Consider the following 16,536-nt stretch of genomic DNA (forward strand, 5'->3'; position numbering starts at 1 on the left):
GACCTCAGTGTTCGCGCGAAAAGCCGGGCAGGTATCGTGCGGAAGGCCACAATGCGGCGCCGGCGACGCCGCCGGACGGCGGCAAACCGGGGAACGCCCGGCCACGGTGCGGTGCCGGGTCGCGGCGCGAGATTCGGATTCCGGATCCCATTTCCGCGCTTCATGCCACGCCTTCCAGCCTTCTGCCACAGGGCGCCGAGCCATGCGGCTGGGCTTCTCCTGGGCCAGTGCCAGAGCGGATGCAGGAACTCAGTGTTCGCGCAGAAAGCCGGGTAGGTATCGTGCGGAAGGCCACAGGCGCCGGGGACGCTGCCGGGCAGCGGCAGGCCGGGGAACGCCCGGCCACGGCCCCGTGCGGCAGGCCCCATGCGAGGCTCGGTTTTTCGGTCCCTGCCTTTATCCATGCGGCGCCTTCCAGCCTTCTGCCGAAGGGCGCCGAGCCATGCGGCGGGGCCTCTCCTGGGCCAGTGACAGAGCGGATGCAGGAACTCAGTGTTCGCGCAGAAAGCGCGGATGGTGTGGCGCGGAAGGCCGCAATGCGGCGCCGCGGACGCTGCCGGGCAGCGGCAGGCCAGAGCGCACGGGAGCAGCGGCCCGGTACGGCAGGCCCCGTGCGAGGCTCGGTTTTTCGGTCCCTGCCTTTATCCATGCGGCGCCTTCCAGCCTTCTGCCGAAGGGCGCCGAGCCATGCGGCAGGGCTTCTCCCGGACCAGTGCCGGGGCGGAGGCAAGAACTCAGTGTTCGCGCAGAAAGCGCGGAAGGTGTGGCGCGGAAGGCCGCAATGCGGCGCCGCGGACGCTGCCGGGCGGCGGCAGGCCAGAGCGCACGGGCGCAGCGGCCCGGTACGGCAGGCCCCGTGCGAGGCTCGGATTTGGGGTCCCTTCCCCGATCCATGTCGCGCCATGCGGCAGGGCCTTTCCCGGGCCAGCGTCGTGGCGGGGGCAAGAACTCAGTGTTCGCGCAAAAAGCGCGGCAGGCGTCGCCCGGAAGGTCGCAATGCCGCGCCACGGACGCTGCCGGGCGGCGGCGCGGCGGCCGGGGCTGGAGGGCACTTCTTCCAGCGCGCGGGCGGCGGGCGCCACCTGCGCCGCGCCCGCATGGGCGAGGCCGGCGACGGTGGCCGGCGGCTCGAAGGCGATGGGCATGGCCACCAGCGGCACCCCCGCGGCGAGGGTGTCGAGCACCGTGTTCACGCCGCAATGGAGCGCCGCCGCCGCGTCGTGCGGGAGCACCCCGCCGGGCGGCGGATCCCCCATGCCGGCGCGGCGGTGGAGGAAGAAGCCGGATGCTCACGCGAAAGGTCGGCCAGGTGTTGCCGGAGAGCGTCGAGCCGACGAAGCCGTGTCAGCCCGCAGCCCGAAGTTCGGATTCCCGGCGCCTTTCCTCTATCCATGCCGCGCCGTCCCGGCCGCCTTCCGATGGGCATCGCATGGGACGCCCGGGCGGCGTGCCCCAACTCACTCGGCGCCGGGCGCCTTCTGGCGATGCAGGAAGATGGGGCGCGAGACCAGCAGCTTGTCGATGCGGCGGCCGTCCATGTCCACGATCTCGAAGCGCCAGCCGTAGGCGTCGAAGATCGCCCCCTCCTCCGGCAGCTCCTTGATGCGCGAGAGGGCGAAGCCGGCCACCGTGTGGAAGCCCTCGTCCACCGGCAGGTCCACGTTCAGCAGCTCCATCAGCTCGTCGATGGGCGTATCGCCGGCGACGAGGTAGGAGCCATCCTGCCGCTCCACGATATGGCGCTCGGCCTGGGTGTCCACCGGCACGGTGGAGGTGATGGCGTCCAGCAGGTCGTAGCCGGTGACCACGCCGACCATGTCGCCATACTCGTCCACCACGATGCCCATGGGCACTTCGGAGCCGCGCAGGATGCGCATGGCCTCCAGCGCGCCCACGTTCTCCACCAGGAACGGCGCCGGCTGCACGAAGTCGCGCGGGTCGGGGTTTTCGCCCTTCAGGTAGGCATCGAGCACGCGTTTCGCCTGGATGACGCCGATGGTCTCCTCCGGCGAGCCCTCGCAGGCGGGCAGGCGCGAATGAGGGGTTTCCAGAAGCTCGGCGCGCACGTCGTCCGGGCTCTTGGAGATGTCCACCCACTCCACGTCCGGCCGCGGGGTCATGATGGCGGTGACGGGACGGTCCGCGAGGCGCATCACGCCCGAGATCATCCGCCGCTCGGCGGGATCGATGACGCCAGCGGTCTCGGCCTCGGTGATGATGGCGCGGATCTCCTCGTCGGTGACGGCGGAATCGCGGTCGCCGCCCTCGCCCATCAGCCGCAGCACCAGGCGGGTGGAGGCATCGAGCAGCCACACCGCCGGCGCCGCCACCTTGGAGAGGCTCACCATCAGCGGCGCCACCATGCAGGCGAGGCGCTCGGGATTCTGCAGGGCGAGCCGCTTGGGGATCAGCTCGCCGATCACCAGCGAGACATAGGTGATGGCGGCCACCACCGCCGTATAGCCCACCGGCCCCGCGACGCCCGCCGGCATGCCGGCCTCGCGCAGCGCATCGCCGAGCTGGGAGCCGAGCGCCGCGCCCGAGAAGGCGCCGGCCACGATGCCGATGAGCGTGATGCCGATCTGCACCGTGGAGAGGAAGCGCCCCGGCTCCGCCCCCAGCATCAGCGCCGCGCGGGCGCCGGAGCGGCCGCGCTCGGCCATGGGCTTCAGCCGCGCCGGGCGCGAGGAGACAATGGACAATTCCGCCGCCGCGAGCACCGCATTCAGCAGCACCAGGGCGACCACGATGAGAATCTCAAGGAAAGGCATGGCGGGAAAATGGGGCTCCGTCAGTCTCTCCTTATCATCTTTAGCGTGTCATGACAGCTTCGGCGTGACATTCACGCATAGTGATACCGTCGCAGGGACGGGCTGTTCCAAAATCGGCAGATGTCGTCTATTGGGCGAAGGCGAATCAAGGCCGAGACATGTCGTTCAACACCTTCGGGCACCTCTTCCGCGTCACCACCTTCGGCGAAAGCCACGGGCCGGCCATCGGCTGCGTGGTGGACGGCTGCCCGCCCAACCTGCGCTTCACGGTAGAGGAGGTGCAGGCCGCCCTGGACCGGCGCCGGCCGGGCCAGTCCCGCTTCACCACCCAGCGGCGGGAACCGGACGCGGTGAAGGTGATCTCCGGCGCGCTGGACCATCCCCAGGGCGGGCTCGTCACCACCGGCACGCCCATCGCCCTCCTCATCGAGAACGTGGACCAGCGCTCGAAGGACTATGCCGACATCGCCGGCGCCTACCGGCCGGGCCACGCGGACTTCACCTACGACATCAAGTACGGCATCCGCGACCATCGCGGCGGCGGGCGCTCCTCGGCGCGCGAGACCGCCATGCGGGTGGCCGCCGGCGCCATCGCGGCCAAGGTGCTGCCAGGCGTCACGGTGCGCGGCGCGCTGGTGCAGATCGGCAACATCCCCATCGACCGTTCCCGCTGGGACTGGAACGAGGTGGGCAACAACCCCTTCTTCTGCCCCGACCCCGGCACCGTGCCCCTGTGGAGCGACTATCTCGACGCCATCCGCAAGAAGGGCTCCTCCGTGGGCGCGGTGGTGGAGGTGGTGGCGGAGGGCGTGCCCCCCGGCCTCGGCGCCCCGCTCTACGGCAAGCTCGACGCCGAGCTGGCGAGCGCCCTCATGGGCATCAACGCCGTGAAGGCGGTGGAGATCGGCGAGGGCTTCAACGCCGCCACCCTCACCGGCGAGGAGAATGCCGACGAGATGCGCCGCGGCAACGAGGGCCATCCGCAATTCCTCTCCAACCACGCCGGCGGCATCCTGGGCGGCATCTCCACCGGGGCGCCCATCGTGGCGCGGTTCGCGGTGAAGCCCACCTCCTCCATCCTCACGCCCCGCCACACGGTGGACCGCTACGGCGAGGAAACGGAGCTGTTCACCAAGGGCCGGCACGACCCCTGCGTGGGCATCCGCGCCGTGCCGGTGGGCGAGGCCATGGTGTGGTGCGTGCTGGCGGACCATCGCCTGCGCCATCGCGGGCAGGTGGGCGAGCCGCCCCTGTGGCCCTTCAACCGCTGACGGCAGCGGAAGCGCCGGCCCGCGCGCGGGCCGCATTGCGCTTCACCGTGACCATGATGGCGGCGTGCACCACCACCGCCACCGCGAGGCCGAACGCCTGCTGGGCCATGGTGCCCGGCACGGTCGCGATGCCCCACAGGCCGAACGGCACGAACAGCGCGGCCCCCGTCACGAGGCCGGGATTGTAGCCCTTCAGCGCCACTGCCATGCCGATGTGGCTGATGCCGTTGAGCAGGATCAGATAGACCGCCGCGAGCCCCCAGCCCGGCCCCAGCGCGGCCGCCGCATAGAGCGCCGCGAGATTGATGCCCCACACGCCGGGCAGGTTGACCCACAGCACATCGGCCACCGTGAGCGCCTCGACCCCGAACACGCGGGTGTTCACGAAGCTCCGGAAGCGGTCGCCCAGGTGCTCCTCCACCTGGTGGAGCATGTAGAGCGGGCCGGCGAGGTAGATGATGCGCTCTGGGCCGCCCGGCAGAACCGGCAGCACCAGCAGCAGCGCCCCGCACATGAACATCGCGCCGGTGACCCAATGAGCCGCGAGCCAGTCCTTCATCGTGCGCCCCCTTCCCCATCCGGAGAGTGACGCCGCCGGGCAGGGGCCGCAAGGGGCCACGCGGCGAACGGTAAATTTCACCCCCACCGAATTTCGGAAAATTTCATTGTCACTGAAATCGACACTGCTATGCTCGCCCCATGAAGCTCGCGGAATGGCTTTCGAGCACCGGCACGAAGCGCAGCGCGTTTGCGCGGCAGGTGGGGTTGTCCCCCGCCAGCGTCACCGCCTTGTGCAATGACGAGAGAGCCTGGATCTCCCGCGAGACGGCCGAGAGGATCGCAGAGGCCACCGGCCACGAGGTGACGCCCAACGATTTCCTCGGTCTTCCTCCGCTCAGTTTGCGAGGTTCCCCCGTGACCGACACCACCCAGTCCCGCGTCCAGGTCGCCATCGAGGCGTTCGCCCGTGGCGAGATCATCGTCGTCACCGATGACGACGACCGCGAGAACGAAGGCGACCTCATCCTCGCCGCCTCGCTGGCGACGCCGGAGAAGATGGCCTTCATCATCCGCAACACCTCGGGCATCGTGTGCGCCCCGCTGCCGCCCTCCGAGGCGAAGCGGCTGCGGCTCGACCCCATGGTCTCCAACAACGACGCCCCCCTCGGCACCGCCTTCACCATCTCCATCGACGTGAAGCACGGCACCACCACCGGCATTTCGGCGGAAGAGCGCACCAACACCGTGCGGGCGCTGGCCAACCCCAACATGGGCGCCGCGGATTTCGTGCGGCCGGGCCACGTGTTCCCGCTCATCGCCAAGGAGGGCGGCGTGCTCATGCGCTCCGGCCACACCGAGGCGGCGGTGGACCTGTGCCGCCTCGCCGGCCTGCCGCCGGTGGGCGTCATCTCCGAGCTGGTGAATGACGACGGCACCGTGAAGCGCGGCGCCCAGGTGAGCGAGTTCGCGGACACCCACAAGCTCACCCGCATCTCGGTGGCGGATCTCATTGCCTACCGTCAGGCGCGCGAGAAGCTGGTGACCCGCGCCGCCGAATTCCCGGTGCCCACCTGCGTCGGCGAGCTGCAGGGCTATTCCTACACCACCCCCTTCGACACGGTGAACCACCTCGCGCTGGTGAAAGGCCGCATCGGCGACGGCGAGAAGGTGCTGGTGCGCCTGCACCGGGCGGATCCCATCGGCGACGCCTTCGGCGGCGGCAAGTCCATCCAGAAGGCGCTGGAGCGCATCGAGGCGGAAGGCCGCGGCGTGCTGGTCTACCTGCGCGACGGTACCGCCGGCGTGCCGCCCTCGGCCCTCGGCGCCGGGGAGATGACCTCCAGCGAGGCCGAGCGCGACCGCCACTGGCGGGAGGTGGGCCTCGGCGCGCAGATCCTGCGCGATCTGGGCATCGTCTCCATCCGCCTCCTGGCCTCCAAGGCGCGCACCTATGTGGGCCTGGGCGGCTTCGGCATCGAGATCACGGACACCGAGACCCTCGACCAGTGACCGACGGGCTCCGCCGGCGCGCGCATGCCGCGCACGCCGGCGGCGTTCAACTGATTGTGACGGGCACGCGACAGCGCTTTCCCCACCTCTTTACAGCATCCATGCCCATTTGCGCCGTCCTCCCCCCTTAAGAAGAGGCGGCTAAGCTCTTTTGCCCCCGGCCGGAAGGTGCCAGCATCATCGCGACCACATGTCGCGGGCGCTGAGGACAGGGGAGCGGGAGATGATGGCGCGCAGGCTCTGGCACGGATCGTGGCTTTTCGCCCTCGCGCTGCTGGCGCCGGGCGCCCCGGCGACGGCGGGGAGCACGGGGACCCCGGTGGACCTCGAACTGGTCCTGGCGGTGGATGTCTCCTATTCCATGGACACTGAGGAGCAGGCGCTCCAGCGCGACGGCTATGCCGCGGCCGTCACCTCCCCTGAGTTCCTCGACGCCCTGCGGCTCGGCCCCCAGGGGCGCATCGCGGTGGCCTATGTGGAATGGGCCGGCGAGAGCGAGCAGCAGATGGTGGTGAGCTGGCGCGTCATCGACGGGCGCGAGAGCGCCCAGGCCTTCGCCGACACGCTGAAGGCGGCGCCCCTGCGGCGGGTCTACCGCACCTCCATCTCCGGCGCCCTGCTCTACAGCGCCGATCAGTTCGACCTCAACGGCTTCAAGGGCCTGCGCCGGGTCATCGACATTTCCGGCGACGGGGTGAACAACCAGGGGCCGCCGGTGCAGGTGGCGCGCGACGCGGTGCTGGAGCGCGGCATCACGGTGAACGGCCTGCCGCTGGTGATGAAGCGCGCAGAGACCTCCGCCATCGACGTGCCCGAGCTCGACGTCTACTACGAGGACTGCGTCATCGGCGGGCCGGGCGCGTTCGTGATCCCGGTGGAGCACATCGCGGAGTTCGCCCGCGCCATCAAGACGAAGCTGGTGCTGGAGGTAGCGGGCGTGGAGCCCTCCGCCGCGCCGGGCGGCGCGGTGCCGGCCTCCGCGCGCGCACCGCGCGTCTCCTGCACCATCGGCGAGAAGATGTGGCTCGACCACTGGTCGAACTGAGGCGCGGGTCTTCAGCCGGAACCAGCGCCAGGCGGAATGCCGCTCAAGCGCCGCGCGGGCCGGAACCTCTGCGTCAGGCCAGGGCGCTCTCCGCCCGCATCGGTGCGCGGCAATCGCTCTAAATTATTGAGATCACATATCTTCTTCCGCAAACCGGCATCTCCTTCCCGTGAAGATGCCTGAATGGCCTTAGGCATGAGGCGGGGCTCTTCAGGCCCCCTCCAGCAGCGGCACCCGGCGCAGGGCGGCGAGGTCGCGCGCGCCGCAGGCGAAGCAGGCCACGCGGAGCTGCTCGCGCATGGTGGCGAAATGCTCCACCACCGCCCCCGTCGAATCCACCGCCGCCGGCAGCACCGCCGCCGCCTGGCCCGCGAGGTCCGCGCCGAGGCGGATGGCCTTCGCCATGTCCACCCCGTGGCGCACCCCGCCCGAGGCGATGAGCGGCATATCCGGGCAGACTGCCCGAACCCGCCGCACCGCCTCGGCCGTGGGAATGCCCCAGTCGGCGAAGGCGGCGGCCACGGCGGACGCCCGCCCGCCGGCGCGCGCGCCTTCCACCAGGGCCCAGTTGGTGCCGCCCGCGCCCGCCACGTCCAAGGCAGCGATGCCCCGCTCCACCAGCGCCCGCGCCACCGGCGGCGAGAGGCCGAAGCCCACCTCCTTCACCACCACCGGCACCGGCAACCCGGCCGCAAGGCGCCCGAGAGCGTCGAGCACGCCGCGCCAGTCGCGGTCGCCCTCGGGCTGCACCGCCTCCTGGAGGGCGTTGAGGTGCACCACCAGGGCGTCCGCCCCCACCATCTCCACCGCGCGCAGGGCCTCCTCGCGCCCATAGCCGCGCGCGAACTGGGCGGCGCCGAGATTGGCAAGCAGAAACACGTCGGGCGCGCGGCGCCGCAGCTCTGGCCCCAGGCCCGCCGCCCCGCCACGCTCCAGCGCGATGCGCTGCGAGCCGATGCCGAGGGCGATGCCCAGTTCCTGCGCCGCCTCGGCCAGATGGATGTTGATGCGCTCCGCCCGCGCCGGGCCGCCCGTCATCGCCGAGATCAGCAGGGGGGCGGCGAGGCGCCGGCGGAGGAAGACGGTGGCGAGGTCCACCTCGTGGAGGGCCAGCTCCGGCAGGGCGCAATGCTCCAGCCGCACGGCATCGAAGCCGGGGTGGCGCCCGCTCGCGGCGCGGCCGGAGAGCACCACCTCGATATGGTCGCTCTTGCGCCGCCCGGCGTCCTCGGCCGGGGGCGCGGCGCGGTCGGTGGGAAAGGTCATGCGGACCTTGGGGCTCGATGTTGCGGCGCCTGACACGAACGGCCGCGCGCGTTCCGGCCGGAACGGCGATTCGCAGCGGACGCGTGGCGCGCGAGTTCACAGCGTGATCCAGCCGCCGCGCACATTCAAGGCCGCCTTCGCCGCGGCCGGCAGGCGATATGACACCATAATACCGTCAACCGGTGCAGGTTTCACATAACTGGGCGGCGATGGCGGCAGGCCGTCGCGCGCGCCTCTGGCTTCCGCCGGAAAGGGGTGGTCTAAAGTCGTTCGAGACAGTGCCGCCACGGGGGGAGCAATCCCCGGCCGGGGCACCACGGGCGGATGGTGATGACGCACAAGGCAGGCCTCGGCGCGGACGGCGCGCGCTCCCGCGCAGGCGAGGAGGGCGCGCCCGCGCGCGATGAGCCCGCCGGCCAGGAGACGTTCCCCAGCCAGGAGACGCTCCCCGGCCAGGAGGAGCCCACGGCACGGGACGCGCCGCGCCCGCCGTTGCAGGACCTTTCATACCTGCGCGCGGTGGTGGACCGGCGGCTCGGCCTGCTGGTGCCGCCACCCGCCATCCACCCGGCAGCACTGCACGCGGCCATGCGGCACATCCTGCTGGCGCCCGGCAAGCGGCTGCGCCCGCTGCTCGCCATGGCGGCCGCCCTGCAGCTCGACGCCTCCGAGCACGCGGTGCTCGATTTCGGCTGCGCACTGGAAATGATCCACGCCGCCTCGCTCATCATGGACGACCTGCCCTGCATGGACGACGCCGCCACGCGCCGCGCCCGGCCCGCCACCCATGTGCAGTTCGGGGAGGACGTGGCGCTGCTGGCAGCCATCGGCCTTTTGTCGCGGGCGTTCGGGGTGGCGGCGGATGCGCCGGGCGTGAACGCGGAGGCCCGGCTCGCGGCTGTCTCCACCCTCTCGCTGGCGGTGGGCTCGCTCGGCCTCAGCGGTGGCCAGCTCGATGACCTGCGCCCGGCCTCCGGCCGCCCGGTGACGGTGACGGAGGATGTGAACCGCCGCAAGACCGGCGTGCTGTTCTCCGCCGCCGCCGAGATCGCCGGGCGGGTCGCCGGGGCGGACGAGGCGCGCCGGGCCGATCTCGCCGCCTTCGCGGCCCACGTGGGCCGCGCCTACCAGATCCTCGACGACATCCTCGACGGCACCGCTTCCGGCGCGGCCCTGGGCAAGGACGTGGGCAAGGATGCCGGCCGGGCCACCGTGGTCGCCGCCCTCGGCGCGCCGGCCGCGCGCACCCTGCTGGCCGAGCATCTCGCCAGCGCCGCCGCCGCCTCCCGCCGCATCGGCCCCAACGACCACGGGCACGAGCCGCTGCGCCTGTTCCTCGCCGCCGCCTTCGGCGAGCTGGCACCGGCCGGCGCCTGAGACCGCCGGGAGCGCGCCATGACCCCCTCCCACCTGCGCCTCGTGCCGCCGCCCGAGCCGCCCCCGCCGGGCCCGCCCCGCGCCGCCGGGGATACGCCGCCGCTCGCCATCCGCGGGCTTAATGCCGGCTATGGCCGCGCCGCCGTCCTGCACGGCGTGGAGCTGACGGTGCCGGCGGGCTGCGTGAGCGTGCTCATGGGCCCCAACGGCGCCGGCAAGTCGACCCTGGTGCGCGCCATCTGCGGGCGGCTGCCGGCGCGGGCAGGCACGGTCTCCATCTGCGGCCTGCCGGCGGGCACCGCCGCCGCCCGCCGGCACATCGGCCTCGCCCCGCAGGACATCGCGCTCTACCGCGCCCTCACCATCGCCGAGAACCTCGCCCTGTTCGCGGAGCTGGCGGGCCTCGGGCTCGGCCCGGCCCGGGAGCGGGTGGCCGCCGTGCTGGCCCGCTCCGGCACCGCCGCCCGGCAGGACGAGCGCATCGACCGCCTTTCCGGCGGCTGGCAGCGGCGCGCCAACCTCGCCGCAGCCCTGATGGGCGCCCCGCGCCTGCTGCTGCTGGACGAGCCCACCACCGGGGTGGACGCCGCCGCTCGCGAGGACCTCGCCGCTTTGGTGCGCGACCTCGCGCGGGAGGGGCTCGCGGTGCTGCTCGTCACCCATGATTTCGAGTTCGCGGAGAAGGTGGCCGAGCGCGCCGCCGTGCTCGTGGGCGGGCGCATCGTGCTCGAAGGCGCGCTGGCCGATCTGGTGGCGCGGCGCTTCGCCCACCGCCGGGTGGTGGAGCTGTCCTTCGCCGCGCCGCCGCCGCCCCTGCGCCTGGGCGCGCTGGCGGCGCTCGGCCTCGCGGTGGAGGGCGACGGCGCGCGCGGCCTCATCTCCGATTCGCCCCGCGCGGTGGGCGAGCTGCTGGCCCGGCTGGAGGCGTTGGGCCTGCCGCCGCGCGCGCTCACCCTGAGGATGCCGGGCCTTGCCGCCCTCTATGCCGCCGTGACCGGCCCGGTGGCGTGATGGGCGCGGTGATGGGCGCCATGGCGCTGACCCTGCTGCGCGACCGCGGCGCCCTGGTGATGACCTTCCTGCTGCCGCCGCTGCTGTTCCTGCTGTTCGCGGCCATTTTCTCCGGCACCGGTGGCGAGGCGGGGGCACTGAAGGTGGCCGCCGCGCGCCTCACCGCGGCGCCCGCCGCCGGCACCTTCCTCGAAGCCCTCGCCGCCGTGCCCGACACCACCCTCGAGCTGATCCCCGGCGAGGACGCGGAAGCTCAGGTGGAGGCGCGGGTGCGGGACGGGCGCGCCGATGCCGGCCTGATCGTGCGGGACGACCCCTCCATCGCCACCCAGGCGGCGCCCCTCGTGGTGGTGGCCGATCCCGGACGGGCGGTGGCAGGGGCGCTGCTGGCGGCGCGCATCCAGGCCCTGCTCACCAATGCGCTGCCGGGCATGGCCCTTTCTCGCGTGGCGGGGCAGCTGCAGGTGCTGGTGGGCCCCTTCACCCCAGTGCAGGACGAGCGCCTGAAGGCCGCCATCGCCCACGCGCCCGAGCTGGTGGCGGCGGGCGGCGCAGAGCTGATGGCCCGCCGCGCGGTGGAAGGGAGCGGGCCGCAGCCGGCCGTGGCCTATTATGCCGGCGCCATCGCGCTGCTGTTCCTGCTGTTCGCGGCGGTGCAGGGCGCCGCCAGCCTGGTGGAGGAGCGCCGCTCCGGCGTGTTCGACCGCATCCTCATGAGCGAGGGCGGGGTGCGCGCTTTGGTGGCCGGCAAGTTCGCCTTCCTGGTGCTGCAGGGTCTCGCCCTCTCGGCGGTGCTGTTCGCGGTGGCTGAGCTCGCCTATGGGGTGGACGTGAGCGGCCATCTTCCGGGGTGGCTCGCGGTTTCGGCCGCCGCTTCCGCCGCCGCCGCCGGGGTGGCTCTGCCGCTGGCGGCCGCGAGCCGCACCCGCCAGCAGGCGCAGACCCTCTCCACCTTCGTGGTGCTGCTGCTCTCGGCGGTGGGCGGCTCCATGGCGCCGCGCTTCCTGATGCCGCCATGGCTGCAGCGGCTGGGCGATCTCACGCCCACCGCCTGGGGCATCGAGGCCTACCAGGATGTGCTGTGGCGCGGCGCGCCCATGGGAGCTCTGCTGCCGGCGCTGGGCGTGCTGCTCGCCACCGGCCTCGGCGGCGCCCTCATCACCTGGGTGCTGCTCGACCGCGCCGCGCGCATGGCGTGATGCCCCGAGACGATGCCCCGAGACGCTTTCAAGCGAAATGGAGGCCGGCTCGCGTGAAGAAAATGCGTCGATTCCCTGTTTTGGAACGGGCGCCGTGAGCCGAGTGAGCAGAAGCCGCCCTGACGCCAGTCGTCGGCGGATGCCGGAGGCGCGTTTCAGGCGAATGCCGCGCGGGCGCCGCCCGAAGCCGTGAGCGCGGCCGCGGATGGGCGGGTGATGCTGAGGCTCATGCGCACGGCTCAAGGACCTTCGGCATGATGTCATCGGCTCCCGGTCCTTGCCCGGCACCGGCCAAGCTTCGCTCAATTGCGATCCGGACTCGGCCAAAGGCCCTTCGGCGGCATTTTGACTTTCGCCATGGCGCCGCCACGCGCACGCGCCTAAATCTTGCCGATCCGAAGCCGAGGGGCGAAGCCCGCCGCCATGACCATCATCCGCGACCTGCTGATCGTGCTTCTCACCGTTGCGGCCATGGAAGGCATCGCCTGGTGGGCGCACAAATATGTCATGCATGGCTTCGGCTGGGGCTGGCACCGCTCCCACCACGAGCCGCGCACCGGCCTGTTCGAGCGCAACGACCTCTACGCCTTGTTCTTCGCGGCCATCGCCATCGTGCTCATCTACATCGGCCGGCATGGCGCGCCGGTGCTGTGGGTGGGCGTGGGCATGACCGCCTACGGCTTCCTCTACTTCGTCGCGCACGACGGCATCGCCCACCAGCGCTGGCCGTTTCGCTGGGTGCCGCGGCGCGGCTATCTCAAGCGCCTGGTGCAGGCGCACCGGCTTCACCATGCGGTGGAAGGCCGGGAAGGCTGCGTCTCCTTCGGCTTCCTCTATGCGCCGCCGGTGCCGGCCCTGAAGGCGAGGCTGAAGGCCCACCACGGCGGCAGCCTGAAGACGCCCGACATCGAATAGCGCGCGGCCCGCAGCGCGGGGGGCACAGCCTTTCCCGTTTGCGGGGGCTCAGGCAGGCGCCCGATGGCGCATAAGCGGCGCGCAATTCAGGCTGTGCGCACCCGTGCCGGGTTCCCGACGACTGTTGCGCCCGGCGCCACGTCTCGCGTCACCACGCTTCCCGCGCCGATCACTGCATCTTCCCCCACGGTCACACCGGGCAGAATGATGGCGCCACCGCCGATCCAGACATTGCGGCCGATGCGGACCGGTCGGCCCCATTCGATCCCGGCCGCACGCTCGGCGGGGTCCCGGGGGTGATCGGCAGTCATTATCTGCACGCCGGGGCCGATCTGCGCGCCGTCCGCGATCATCACCTGCACCACGTCCAGGATCACGCAGCCGAAATTGAGGAATACGCCGGCGCCCAGGTGAATGTTGTAGCCATAGTCGCAATGGAATGGCGGCCGGATCGTCGATCCCGTTCCGACCTGCGCCAGGCGCTCGCGCAGAAGCGCCTCCCGATCCGCCGGGGACACGGCGACGGCGCCGTTGAAGCGCTGCATCCACGCCGCCGCGGCCAGCTGATCCGCCACGATCTCGGGGTCGCCGGCATGATAGGGCTGGCCCGCCAGCATCTTCTGCTTTTCAGAACGCAGGCTCACAGTCGCTCCTCGGGTTGCATGGGAAGGGGGTGTGAACAGCAGGCCGCCCCCGGTCCGGAACGGGGGGCCGTCGATCGACTTTCGCTCGGCAGAGGGCGGGCGATGCTGACCGCGGCCCACTTGAACAGCCAAGACCGCACCTTGTGCGCGGCGCGGGATCTCGCCGCGGTTGGCCGGAGACGGCACGCAACAGACAGCGTCTCGACCGCCGCCGGCCAAACGACACCGTCCGGGCATCGCGTCCCGCGCGCCACTGCGCGGCGGGGATGGAGCACCACCGCCCGCGCCCACTGCTCCAGCCGCGTCCTGCCACGCGAGATGCAGGGGCGCGGAACCGCCAGATGAATGTCGCCATTGTCTCTCGCGACGGTAACGTCCTGATGATCGGCACCACCCGCCTTCACGCCCGTGGGCAGGCCCCGCCGACAGAAAGATTGCAGAGCACCGTCTTTCTCGATCAAACGGCCACCATGGGGTCGGGGCCCCATCGCGATCAATGCGCAAGAGCATCCGATCCAGCCCAGCCTCGCCGTCGGACAGGCCACATGGCTCCGAGATCGCCGGCATGTGGCCGGGTCGCATCGGCCCGCGCATGCATAGCCGGCGGGCAGCGCCTGTGCCGCCGACCGCATCCGCCGGTTGATCCGCGAGCGAGGTACGGCACCGGACATGTCGCATAAGAGCAACCGGCGCGGGCCGCGGCTTCAGCACGCGGCCTTTCGCGCGCGCAGCCAGATGGCGCACGTCTTCGCGGAACTGGAGCGCTTCCGCGGCGTCGCCAGCGGCGGCGACACGCGCGGGACCATCCCCGCTTGCTCCAGAGCGCCGCCATGCGCCTGCGGCTCCGGGCCTGTGGCGCGATGCGGCGCCGAGCCGCGAAGGCGGCGGGAGCCCGCCGGTCTTTGGAAGACGAACTCTTCTAGCCAGCAGCAGCCGGCATGCGGCCGCCATCCGACCCGGAGCAAAGGCGCCCTTGGCGGCCGCACCCCGACCGGCAAAGGGGCAGCCGCGGCCCTTCCGAAAATGCGCACCGCCCGGAACCACGGGGTTCCGGGCGGTGACAGGATCACTCGCCGAACAGCTTGCGCTGCCACCAGCCGGAGCGCGGCTTGGCCGGCGGCTCGGCGGGGGTTTCGACGGACGGCGCGGCGGCAGGCTGCTCCGTTGCCTCGGGCGCCGCCGTGGCTTCCGGAGCGGGCTCAGCCTCCTGCTCCGCGGCAGGCGCTTCCACCACCGGTTCGGCCACGGGCTCCGCGGGTGGCACCGCTTCGGCCACCACCGGGGCGGCTTCCTCCGCCTCCGCCTGCATCACCGGCGCCTTCTCGCGCACCGTCGAACGGCGGCGGCGCGGGGCACGCTCCGTCTCGGCGGCCGGGGCAGGAGCGGGCTCCGGAGCCGGCTCGGCCACGGTCGCCTTGGCAGCAGGCTCGCGCGCGGGCTCGGCCTCGACAGGGACGTCCCCAACGGGAGCCACCTCGGCAGGGGTGGCCTCGGCCGAAGCGGCAGCGACTTCCTCGTCGCCGTTCTCCTCCGCCGCGTCCTCATCGCCCTCACGCTCGCGGCGGTTGCGACGGCCACCGCGGCGGCCACGGCGGCGGCGACGGCGGTCGGCCGCCTCGTCATCTCCGCTCTCATCGTCGCCGCGCTCTTCTTCGGAGCCGGCCTCTTCCTCGCCCTCAGCCTCATCGGCGGAGGCCTCTTCTTCATCCTCGCCCTCGGCGCCCGGCTCGCGGCCGTCCTCGCGCTCACCGGGCCGACGACGACGGCGGCGACGGCGGCGGCGGCGGTTGTTCTCGTCGGACTTCTCGGCGGAATCGCCCTCGGCATCCGCCTCGACGGCCTCCTCGATCTCTTCCTCTTCCTCCTCGATGAAGGCCTCATCGGGGGCGATCGAATCGGGGTGCACCACCGGCGCGGCGCGCGGCGCGGGCGCCGGCGGCACGGCCAGATCGCCCTTGTCGATCAGGAAGGGCTGGTGGCCGGTCACCGTCTCGTCGGCGGCGACGATGAGCGTGACATGGAAACGCTCCTCCAGGTCGCGCAGGTGGGCGCGCTTCTGGTTCAGCACATAGAGCGCCACCTCCGCCCGCGTGCGGGCGATGAGATTGTGCGAAGCGGCCCGCAGGAGCTGTTCCTCCAGCGCGCGCAGGAGCTGGAGCGCGACGGAGGCCGCCGAGCGCACATGGCCGGTGCCGCCGCAGTGGGGGCACACCTCGATGGAGCTTTCCAGCACGCCGGTGCGGATCCGCTGGCGCGACATTTCCAGCAGGCCGAAATGGGAGATGCGGCCGATCTGGATGCGCGCCCGATCGTTCTTCAGGCAGTCCTTGAGCTTGCGCTCCACCGCCCGGTTGTTGCGCTTCTCCTCCATGTCGATGAAGTCGACGACGATCAGGCCCGCGAGGTCGCGCAGCCGGAGCTGGCGCGCGATCTCCTCGGCGGCCTCCACGTTCGTCTTGAGCGCGGTGTCCTCGATATGGTGCTCGCGGGTGGCGCGGCCCGAGTTCACGTCGATGGAGACGAGGGCTTCCGTCGGGTTGATGACGATGTAGCCGCCGCTCTTGAGCTGCACCACGGGGGAGAACATGGCGTCGAGCTGCGCCTCCACCCCGTAGCGGGCGAAGATGGGCTGCGGCTCGCGATAGGGCTGGACCAGCTTGGCATGGCTCGGCATGAGCATGCGCATGAAGTCCTTGGCCTCGGTGTAGCCGTCCTCGCCGGCCACCAGGACTTCGTCGATGTCCTTGTTGTAGAGGTCGCGGATGGCGCGCTTGATGAGCGAGCCCTCCTCATAGACGAGGCTCGGCGCGGCCGAGGACAATGTGAGCTCGCGCACCGTCTCCCACAGGCGCAGGAGGTATTCGAAGTCGCGCTTGATCTCGGTCTTGGTGCGATTGGCGCCGGCGGTGCGCAGGATGATGCCCATCCCCTCCGGCACCTCCAGGTCCTGCACCACTTCCTTCAGGCGCTTGCGGTCCACGGCATTGGTGATCTTGCGGGAGATGCCGCCGCCACGGGCGGTGTTGG

The 16,536-nt window shown here is 71.8% G+C and carries 14 protein-coding genes; 7 read left to right on the forward strand and 7 right to left on the reverse strand.

Going from position 1 to position 16,536, the window contains the following annotated elements; translation table 11 throughout:
* Window positions 1-734: 734 nt before the first annotated feature.
* On the reverse strand, window positions 735-1,256 hold the full coding sequence (locus tag V5F61_RS18285; RefSeq protein ID WP_393989197.1) for a hypothetical protein: 522 nt from the start codon (window positions 1,254-1,256) through the stop codon (window positions 735-737).
* A 201-nt stretch (window positions 1,257-1,457) separates the two neighbouring features.
* Window positions 1,458-2,771 carry a hemolysin family protein gene (locus tag V5F61_RS18290; protein ID WP_393989198.1) on the reverse strand — a complete coding sequence of 438 codons (1,314 nt, stop codon included), beginning with the start codon at window positions 2,769-2,771 and terminating at the stop codon, window positions 1,458-1,460.
* Window positions 2,772-2,929: 158 nt separating this feature from the next.
* Between V5F61_RS18290 and aroC the strand changes: the two genes are divergently transcribed.
* A complete protein-coding gene (gene aroC, locus V5F61_RS18295; protein ID WP_393989199.1) occupies window positions 2,930-4,042 on the forward strand; it encodes a chorismate synthase in 1,113 nt (370 codons plus the stop codon).
* On the opposite strand, the gene V5F61_RS18300 is transcribed toward aroC, so the two are convergent.
* Both V5F61_RS18300 and V5F61_RS18305 read right to left on the reverse strand, forming a co-directional pair.
* On the reverse strand, window positions 4,032-4,601 hold the full coding sequence (locus tag V5F61_RS18300) for an HXXEE domain-containing protein (protein ID WP_393989200.1): 570 nt from the start codon (window positions 4,599-4,601) through the stop codon (window positions 4,032-4,034). The two genes, aroC and V5F61_RS18300, sit on opposite strands and share 11 nt — an antisense overlap.
* Window positions 4,602-4,728: 127 nt before the next feature.
* Entirely contained in the window at window positions 4,729-4,914 is a 186-nt protein-coding gene (locus tag V5F61_RS18305; protein ID WP_393989201.1) for a hypothetical protein, read from the reverse strand.
* Between the two features lie 43 nt (window positions 4,915-4,957).
* Between V5F61_RS18305 and ribB the strand changes: the two genes are divergently transcribed.
* Both ribB and V5F61_RS18315 read left to right on the forward strand, forming a co-directional pair.
* Window positions 4,958-6,052: a 3,4-dihydroxy-2-butanone-4-phosphate synthase gene (gene ribB / locus V5F61_RS18310; RefSeq protein ID WP_393989202.1), complete on the forward strand. Its 1,095-nt coding sequence runs from the start codon at window positions 4,958-4,960 to the stop codon at window positions 6,050-6,052.
* Window positions 6,053-6,275: 223 nt separating this feature from the next.
* Window positions 6,276-7,097: a DUF1194 domain-containing protein gene (locus V5F61_RS18315; protein WP_393989203.1), complete on the forward strand. Its 822-nt coding sequence runs from the start codon at window positions 6,276-6,278 to the stop codon at window positions 7,095-7,097.
* Between the two features lie 210 nt (window positions 7,098-7,307).
* Here the strand turns inward: V5F61_RS18315 and fni are convergent, their stop codons facing one another.
* The gene (fni, locus tag V5F61_RS18320) at window positions 7,308-8,363 is read right to left on the reverse strand and encodes a type 2 isopentenyl-diphosphate Delta-isomerase (protein WP_393989204.1); all 1,056 of its coding nucleotides are present in this window, start codon (window positions 8,361-8,363) and stop codon (window positions 7,308-7,310) included.
* 330 nt (window positions 8,364-8,693) lie between these two features.
* On the opposite strand from fni, the gene V5F61_RS18325 reads away from it, so the two are divergent.
* The 4 genes from V5F61_RS18325 to V5F61_RS18340 all read left to right on the forward strand — a co-directional run bounded on the left by V5F61_RS18325 (window position 8,694) and on the right by V5F61_RS18340 (window position 12,865).
* Window positions 8,694-9,740, forward strand: coding sequence for a polyprenyl synthetase family protein (locus tag V5F61_RS18325; RefSeq protein WP_393989205.1), 1,047 nt, complete (start codon window positions 8,694-8,696; stop codon window positions 9,738-9,740).
* Window positions 9,741-9,758: 18 nt separating this feature from the next.
* Complete coding sequence (locus V5F61_RS18330; RefSeq protein ID WP_393989206.1) at window positions 9,759-10,751, forward strand: ABC transporter ATP-binding protein; 993 nt, start codon at window positions 9,759-9,761, stop codon at window positions 10,749-10,751.
* Window positions 10,751-11,950, forward strand: coding sequence for an ABC transporter permease (locus V5F61_RS18335; protein WP_393989207.1), 1,200 nt, complete (start codon window positions 10,751-10,753; stop codon window positions 11,948-11,950). The genes V5F61_RS18330 and V5F61_RS18335 overlap by 1 nt, the downstream gene beginning before the upstream one ends.
* 423 nt (window positions 11,951-12,373) lie before the next feature.
* The gene (locus V5F61_RS18340; RefSeq protein WP_393989208.1) at window positions 12,374-12,865 is read left to right on the forward strand and encodes a sterol desaturase family protein; all 492 of its coding nucleotides are present in this window, start codon (window positions 12,374-12,376) and stop codon (window positions 12,863-12,865) included.
* 86 nt (window positions 12,866-12,951) lie between these two features.
* Here V5F61_RS18340 and V5F61_RS18345 read toward each other — a convergent pair whose 3' ends face one another.
* Complete coding sequence (locus V5F61_RS18345; protein ID WP_393989301.1) at window positions 12,952-13,482, reverse strand: sugar O-acetyltransferase; 531 nt, start codon at window positions 13,480-13,482, stop codon at window positions 12,952-12,954.
* Window positions 13,483-14,575: 1,093 nt separating this feature from the next.
* The coding region (locus tag V5F61_RS18350; protein WP_394104063.1) for an Rne/Rng family ribonuclease at window positions 14,576-16,536 on the reverse strand (1,961 nt) is incomplete at its 5' end.

The sequence above is a fragment of the Xanthobacter sediminis genome (assembly GCF_043195015.1).
Taxonomy (GTDB): domain Bacteria; phylum Pseudomonadota; class Alphaproteobacteria; order Rhizobiales; family Xanthobacteraceae; genus Xanthobacter.

Bases quoted from the DNA above. Each gene is read 5' to 3' on its own strand.
- fni (WP_393989204.1), bottom strand. From the start codon at position 8,363: ATGACCTTTCCCACCGACCGCGCCGCGCCCCCGGCCGAGGACGCCGGG.
- V5F61_RS18330 (WP_393989206.1), top strand. From the start codon at position 9,759: ATGACCCCCTCCCACCTGCGCCTCGTGCCGCCGCCCGAGCCGCCCCCG.
- V5F61_RS18290 (WP_393989198.1), bottom strand. From the start codon at position 2,771: ATGCCTTTCCTTGAGATTCTCATCGTGGTCGCCCTGGTGCTGCTGAAT.
- aroC (WP_393989199.1), top strand. From the start codon at position 2,930: ATGTCGTTCAACACCTTCGGGCACCTCTTCCGCGTCACCACCTTCGGC.
- V5F61_RS18335 (WP_393989207.1), top strand. From the start codon at position 10,751: ATGGGCGCGGTGATGGGCGCCATGGCGCTGACCCTGCTGCGCGACCGC.
- V5F61_RS18340 (WP_393989208.1), top strand. From the start codon at position 12,374: ATGACCATCATCCGCGACCTGCTGATCGTGCTTCTCACCGTTGCGGCC.
- V5F61_RS18315 (WP_393989203.1), top strand. From the start codon at position 6,276: ATGATGGCGCGCAGGCTCTGGCACGGATCGTGGCTTTTCGCCCTCGCG.
- V5F61_RS18345 (WP_393989301.1), bottom strand. From the start codon at position 13,482: ATGCTGGCGGGCCAGCCCTATCATGCCGGCGACCCCGAGATCGTGGCG.
- V5F61_RS18300 (WP_393989200.1), bottom strand. From the start codon at position 4,601: ATGAAGGACTGGCTCGCGGCTCATTGGGTCACCGGCGCGATGTTCATG.
- V5F61_RS18325 (WP_393989205.1), top strand. From the start codon at position 8,694: ATGACGCACAAGGCAGGCCTCGGCGCGGACGGCGCGCGCTCCCGCGCA.
- V5F61_RS18285 (WP_393989197.1), bottom strand. From the start codon at position 1,256: ATGGGGGATCCGCCGCCCGGCGGGGTGCTCCCGCACGACGCGGCGGCG.